Raw genomic sequence first — 6,365 nt, 5'->3', positions numbered from 1 at the left:
CGGGGCCCAGACTCATGTCACGGACAAAACAAGGCCCGGAACCCCGCCACGGGGACCCGGGCCTTCACCATGTTCAGGTCACAGCGACAGCCTGCGGCCTCGGACGGGAGACGAGAACAACCAGCGAGGTCGTGGTCTCGCCGTAGCGCTGGGCCCGTTCTACGAAGCGCTCCAGCTCGGCCGTCGTGCGGCAGTGCACGCGGAGCAGCAAGCATTCGTCGCCGGTCACGTGGTCGGCGTCCGTGATCTCCGGCAGCGGGAGGATCGCCTCGCGGAACCGCGGGCCGTCCAGGCTGCGGACCCGCACGATCGCCTGGATCGGGCGGCCCAGCTTCTCCGGATCGACCCGCGCCGCGTAGCCGGTGATCACCCCGCGCTGTTCCCAGCGGCGCACCGTTCGGTCACGGCCGGCGCGGAGAGCGAGACTCGGCGGCTGATTTCCGAGAACGTCAGGCGGCCGTCGGACTGGAGCAGCTCCAGCAGACGCCGATCAACATCGTCCGGCTCCACTGCGGCACCTTCTCCGAAACTCCAGGCCAACTGCCGTCCGGGCCCGGAAAACCCCGGTGAAGATGCTCGCATCCTCTCTCTTCCCCACGAATCTTCCGAGGGCCGTCGAGTACTTCGGGCGGGACCTCGCCCAAGACCTCGCCGACGGCTACCTCCTCGTCGAGACCCGCAGCCCGGGGGCATGCGCCGAAGCTCACCTGCCGGGCGCGATCTGCTTGCCCTATCGGGAAATGACCGAGGAAAGCACCCGTGACCTCGACCGGAACCTCGTCTACGTCTGCTACTGCGAGAGCATTTACTGCAACGCCGCCACCCAGGGCGCCTACCGGCTCGCGCGGCTAGGCTTCACCGTGAAACGACTCTCCGGCGGCAGCACGACCTGGCTCGCCCATGGCTATCCGACCGAAGCCGGGCAGCCCGTACCCTGGAAGTCGTGACTCGTCTGCTCATCATCCAGCCCGATACCAGCGATCCCATCGGCCCGCTCGGGGAGTGGCTTGCCGAAGCCGGCGCGGAACTTGACGTGCGGCTGCCGCCGGAGCAGGAGTTGCCCTCAAGCCTTGACGGGTACGACGGGTTGATCTGTCTCGGCGGCGGCATGGGCGCGCTCGACGACGCGAAGCACCCCTGGCTCGCCGACGTCCGGAAGCTGCTCGCCACCGCGGCGGGGAACGCCGTGCCGACGCTCGCGATCTGTCTCGGTTCGCAGCTGCTCGCCGTCGCGACCGGCGGGCAGGTCGCGGAGGGCGAGTCCGGGCCCGAGGTCGGGCCGGGGCTGGTGTCCAAGAAGGACGCCGCGTGGGTCGATCCGCTCTTCGCGGACATGCCCTTCCTCCCGGACGTCCTGCAGTTCCACCGCGACGTCATCACTGTCCTGCCGCAGAGCGCCGAGCTGCTCGCATCCACGCCGAAGTACCCGCACCAGGCCTTCCGGATGAACCGTTGTGTCTACGGTGTCCAATTCCACATCGAAACGACGCCGGAGGTCGTCCGCGCCTGGGCCGAGGCGGCACCGGAAATGGCGGAACTCACCCGCCCGGGCGCGCTGGAGGAGGACGCCCTGATCTCTGCGCACGCGGACATCGCCGAGACATGGCGTCCGTTCGCGCGCCGGTTCGTCCAGGTGGCCGCCGGGCAGCTGGAGGCGGCTCCGGAAAGTCAACGCCAGTTGCCGCTGGCTTAACGGATGACGTCGGAATCACTTACGGCGAGTTAACGGTTCACCCAAACGGTCAGGTACCTTGCGAGAGGTATTTCCGTAGGGTTCGGAGGTCGGGGTGGACCCCTCGCTGCTCGTTGTCGTCGTGATCTGCACGGCGCTGGTTTTCGATTTCACCAACGGCTTCCACGACACGGCGAACGCGATGGCGACCTCGATCGCCACCGGAGCACTCCGGCCCCGCGTCGCCGTCGCGATCTCCGCGGTGCTGAACCTGGCCGGCGCGTTCCTGTCGGTCGAGGTCGCGAAAACGATTTCCAGCGGTCTCGTCGACGAGACGAGGATCGGGCCCGCCATCGTGTTCGGCGGGCTCATCGGGGCGATCGTCTGGAACCTCTTCACCTGGTACGTCGGCCTGCCGTCGAGTTCGTCGCACGCGCTGTTCGGCGGCCTGATCGGCGCGACCTGGGTGTCCGCGGGCGCGGACTCCGTCCACTTCGCCAAGATCGTGGACAAGGTGCTCATCCCGGCCGCGGCGTCCCCGATCATCGCGGGAGCGGCGGCGGCCGCGGTCACCTACCTCGTCTACCGGTTCCTGGTGCGCAAACGCGGCGGGCGCGGTTTCCGGGTCGGGCAGATCGTCTCGGCATCGCTGGTCTCGCTCGCGCACGGCACCAACGACGCGCAGAAGACCATGGGTGTCATCACCTTGACACTGGTAGCGGCTGGAAGTCTCCCTGCCGGGTCCGCGCCGCCTGTCTGGGTGATCATCAGCGCCGCGTCCGCGCTCGCGCTCGGCACGTATCTCGGTGGGTGGCGCATCACCCACACTCTCGGCAAGGGCCTCACCGACATCGAAGGCCCACAGGGATTTTCCGCGCAGACCAGCAGCGCCGTGGTGATCCTGCTGTCCTCGCACCTCGGTTTCCCGCTGTCGACCACGCACGTCTGCTCGGGCGGCATCATCGGCTCCGGCGTCGGCCGTCGCGAGGCTCCGGTGCGCTGGCGGATGGCGGGCCGGATGGTGCTCGCGTGGCTGTTCACGCTGCCCGCGGCGGCGATCGTCGGCGCGGCGGCGGGCAAGATCGCCTCGCTCGGCGAGGCCGGGACCATCGCGGTCGGCGTCGCCGGCATTCTCTTCGCGGCCGGGATTTACCTCCTTTCCCGCCGCAAACCCGTCACCGCACACAGCTTCCAGGTCCCCGAACCCTCCGCCGCCGAGACCGAACCGGACCGCCTGGCTGCCTGAACCCGCCCGGCTCCGGCTACGGTGTGAGCGATGGCAGAACGCGCGCGGACCACAGCTTCGGCGGCCAGGTACGGCTTCACTGACACCCGGGCCGACGGTCAACTGCGCGCTGCGGGCTGGTGGACCGAAGGCGGACCCGCCGATGGTGCCGCCGACGTCCTCCTCGCCCTCTCCCGCGCCGCGGATCCGGACCTCGCGCTAGCCGGGCTCGACCGCATTCGCGAGGCCGACGAACCCGGTTGGCCTGAGCTGGACAGCGCGCTCCGCGAGAACCGCACGTTCCGCGGTCGGCTCCTGGGCGTGCTCGGCACCTCCACCGCGTTGGCGGATTTCCTCGTCGCCAATCCGGGCGAGTGGCGTTGTCTCGCGGACAACCGGTGCACCGAACCGGCGAAGTTCGCGGAGCGGCTGCTTGAGCGGGTGCGCCAGGACGACGGGACGTACGTCACCGGGAGCGCCGCCGAATCCGAGCTGCGGGCAGGCTACCGCGGGCTGCTGCTCGGCATCGCCGCCGCTGACCTCGGCCACCTCGTCGAACCCGGGCTGGAGCACCCGCGGTTCCGGGACGTGGCCAGCGAGCTGACCACTCTCGCCGAGGCCGCGGTGCGGGCCGGGCTCGTGGTCGCCGAGCAGGAGGTCGGCGCGTCCGCCGAAGACACGCTCGCGGTGATCGCGATGGGCAAGACCGGCGGGCGGGAACTGAACTACGTCAGCGACGTCGACGTCATCTTCGTCGGGGCCGGCGACCTCGGCGTCGCGACCCGGCTGGCCAGCACGATGATGCGGCTGGTCGGCAACGCGTGCTTCGAGGTCGACGCGGCGTTGCGGCCGGAAGGCAAGAGCGGCGCGTTGGTGCGCACGCTCGAAGGGCACACCGCCTACTACCAGAAGTGGGCGAAGACCTGGGAGTTCCAGGCTTTGCTGAAGGCGCGTCCGGTGGCCGGCGACGCCGAGCTGGGCCGCCAGTACGCGGAGATGGTCGCGCCCATGGTGTGGTCGGCCGCGGACCGCGAGAACTTCGTGACCGAGGTCCAGCAGATGCGCCGGCGGGTGGAGGACCACGTCGCGTCGGAGCATCTCGAACGCGAGCTGAAGCTGGGCCGCGGCGGATTGCGTGACGTCGAGTTCGCCGTGCAGCTGTTGCAGCTCGTGCACGGCCGGGTGGATCCCGCGCTGCGCTCGTCGTCCACTTTGGAAGCGTTGGCCGCGCTTGGCGACGGCGGGTATGTCGGCCGCGCGGACGCGGCGGAGATGAGCTCGTCGTATGAGTTCCTGCGCACCGTCGAGCACCGGCTGCAGCTGCGTCGGCTGCGGCGGACGCACCTGTTCCCCGCCGCGTCGGACACCGATGAGCTGCGGATTCTCGCCCGCGCCTGCGGGATTCGGCCGATTCGCGGACGCAGTCAGGGCGAGGCGTTGCTTGCCGAGTTCCGCCGCCACGCGCAGGGGATCCGGCGGCTGCACGAGAAGGTGTTCTACCGTCCGCTGCTGCAGTCGGTGGCGAATGTGCCGACCGAAGCGTTGCGGCTCACCACGAAACAGGCTGCCAGCCGGCTCGCTGCCCTCGGGTACGCCGCGCCGGAAGGGGCGTTGCAGCACATCAAGGCGTTGACCGCCGGGGTGTCGCGGCGCGCGGCGATTCAGCAGGCGCTGCTTCCGGTGTTGCTCGATTGCCTGGCCGACACGCCGGATCCGGACGGCGGGCTGCTCTCGTATCGCAAGGTGTCCGAGGCGCTTCAGGACACACCGTGGTACCTGCGTGTGCTGCGTGACGAGGGCACTGTCGTCGAGCGGCTCGCTTTCCTGCTCGGGACGTCGAACCTGGTACCGGACTTGCTCGTCCGCGCGCCGGAAGTGCTGCAGCTGCTGGGAGATCCGGCTCGGTTGACCGGACGTACGCCAGCCGAAGTGGCGACGTCGCTTCGGGCTGCCGTACGCCGTCAGCCTGGGCTGAGCGCTGCGGTCACCGCTGCTCGGTCGCTGCGTCGGCATGAGCTGCTTCGTGTCGCGTGCGCGGATTTGCTGGGACTGCTGGATGTTCCGTCGGTCTGCGCAGCGCTGTCGAGCGTGTGGGTCGCGGTGTTGCAGGGAGCGCTCTCGGCGGCTTATCGGCAACGGCAGGCTGAGCTGGGGCGTACTCCGGCGACGATCGCGGTCATCGGCATGGGCCGGCTCGGCGGGGCGGAACTGGGTTACGGTTCGGACGCCGACGTCCTTTTCGTCTGCGAACCCGCGGAAGGGGTTCCGGACGACGAAGCGGTGCGGTTCGCTTCGTCGGTCGCGGAGACGGTGCGGAAGATCCTTGGCGCGCCGAGCGCGGATCCGGCGCTGGTCGTGGACGCGGATCTCCGGCCGGAAGGACGCAGCGGGCCGCTCGTGCGGACGCTGGAGTCGTACCGCGCGTACTACCAGCGCTGGGGCGAGGTGTGGGAATCGCAGGCGTTGCTGCGGGCCCGGTTCGTCGCCGGGGACGAGGAGCTCGGCCAGCGGTTCATCGAGATGATCGACCCGTTGCGCTATCCGGAAGGCGGGCTCGACCCGACGGACGCGCGCGAGATCCGCCGGATCAAGGCCCGGGTCGAGACCGAACGGCTCCCGCGCGGAGCCGATCCGACGCGGCACACGAAACTCGGCCGCGGCGGTCTCGCCGACGTCGAGTGGACGGTCCAGCTCCTGCAGTTGCAGCACGCGCATGAGGTGCCCGGGCTGCGGACGACGTCGACTCTCGACGCGCTCACCGCCTTGGCCGAAGCTGGTCTCGCGCCTGCCGAATCCGTGGACTCGCTGCGCGAAGCCTGGCTGCTGGCCACGCGCGTGCGCAACGCGACGATGCTGGTGCGCGGCAAGGCAGCGGACGAGGTGCCCGGCACCGGCCGCGACCTGGCCGCGGTGGCGCGCGTGTTCGGCTACTCGGTGGACGACGACCCCGGCGAGTTCCTCGACGCCTACCGCCGTGTGACGCGGCACGCGCACGCCGTGGTCGAGGAACTCTTCTACGACAACTAGCCTGGACGTCGTGACCGACCGCGAACCGTTCCGCACCCGGATCAAGGTGCGCCACTACGAACTCGACACGCTGGGCCACCTCAACCACGCTGTGTACCACTCGTACGGCGAGGTTTCGCGGCTGGAAGTCTTCGAGGCGGCCGGCGGCAACACGCTGCACGAATCGCGTCTCGCGCCGGTGCTGCTCGAATCGAACATTGTGTACCGGCGGGAACTGCGCGCCGGGGACGTGGTGGACGTGACCTGCGATGCCTCGTTCGGCGACGGCAAGGTGTTCTGGATGACCTCGCGCATTGTGAAGCTGGACGGGACGCTTTCGGCCGAGATCAAGTGCACGCTGGGATTGATGGATCTGGAGAAGCGCAAGCTGGTGCCGGATCCGCGGGGGCATTTCGAGCGGGCCGGGGTGGATCTGAAGATTCTGTCCACTTCGGAGTGAGG

Annotated in this window: 5 protein-coding genes and 1 pseudogene; 5 read left to right on the top strand and 1 reads right to left on the bottom strand. The window is 69.4% G+C overall.

The genetic code is table 11. The annotated features are described in order from the left end of the window. Window positions 1-78: 78 nt before the first annotated feature. A pseudogene (locus A4R44_RS39825) lies at window positions 79-510 on the bottom strand (Lrp/AsnC family transcriptional regulator). 62 nt (window positions 511-572) lie between these two features. On the opposite strand from A4R44_RS39825, the gene A4R44_RS39820 reads away from it, so the two are divergent. The 5 genes from A4R44_RS39820 to A4R44_RS39800 all read left to right on the top strand — a co-directional run bounded on the left by A4R44_RS39820 (window position 573) and on the right by A4R44_RS39800 (window position 6,363). Beyond that, entirely contained in the window at window positions 573-947 is a 375-nt protein-coding gene (locus tag A4R44_RS39820; RefSeq protein WP_067593107.1) for a rhodanese-like domain-containing protein, read from the top strand. Continuing rightward, window positions 944-1,693, top strand: coding sequence for a type 1 glutamine amidotransferase (locus A4R44_RS39815; protein ID WP_067593068.1), 750 nt, complete (start codon window positions 944-946; stop codon window positions 1,691-1,693). The genes A4R44_RS39820 and A4R44_RS39815 overlap by 4 nt, the downstream gene beginning before the upstream one ends. A gap of 94 nt (window positions 1,694-1,787) precedes the next feature. Continuing rightward, on the top strand, window positions 1,788-2,918 hold the full coding sequence (locus A4R44_RS39810; protein ID WP_067593065.1) for an inorganic phosphate transporter: 1,131 nt from the start codon (window positions 1,788-1,790) through the stop codon (window positions 2,916-2,918). Window positions 2,919-2,948: 30 nt separating this feature from the next. Continuing rightward, window positions 2,949-5,924, top strand: a complete 2,976-nt coding sequence (locus A4R44_RS39805) for a bifunctional [glutamine synthetase] adenylyltransferase/[glutamine synthetase]-adenylyl-L-tyrosine phosphorylase (protein ID WP_067593062.1) — start codon at window positions 2,949-2,951, stop codon at window positions 5,922-5,924. A gap of 10 nt (window positions 5,925-5,934) precedes the next feature. Then, window positions 5,935-6,363 (top strand): thioesterase family protein, encoded by a 429-nt coding sequence (locus tag A4R44_RS39800; RefSeq protein ID WP_067593059.1) that lies wholly within the window; start codon window positions 5,935-5,937, stop codon window positions 6,361-6,363. Window positions 6,364-6,365 lie beyond the last annotated feature (2 nt).

The sequence above is a fragment of the Amycolatopsis sp. M39 genome (assembly GCF_001651785.1).
Classification (GTDB): Bacteria; Actinomycetota; Actinomycetes; order Mycobacteriales; family Pseudonocardiaceae; genus Amycolatopsis; species Amycolatopsis rubida.
Note: the sequence above shows the minus strand (reverse complement) of the source record. Positions and strands in the feature narration are given on the sequence as shown.

Excerpts from the sequence above, each read along its gene's own strand:
- A4R44_RS39805 (WP_067593062.1), top strand. The coding sequence starts at position 2,949 with ATGGCAGAACGCGCGCGGACCACAGCTTCGGCGGCCAGGTACGGCTTC.
- A4R44_RS39820 (WP_067593107.1), top strand. The coding sequence starts at position 573 with ATGCTCGCATCCTCTCTCTTCCCCACGAATCTTCCGAGGGCCGTCGAG.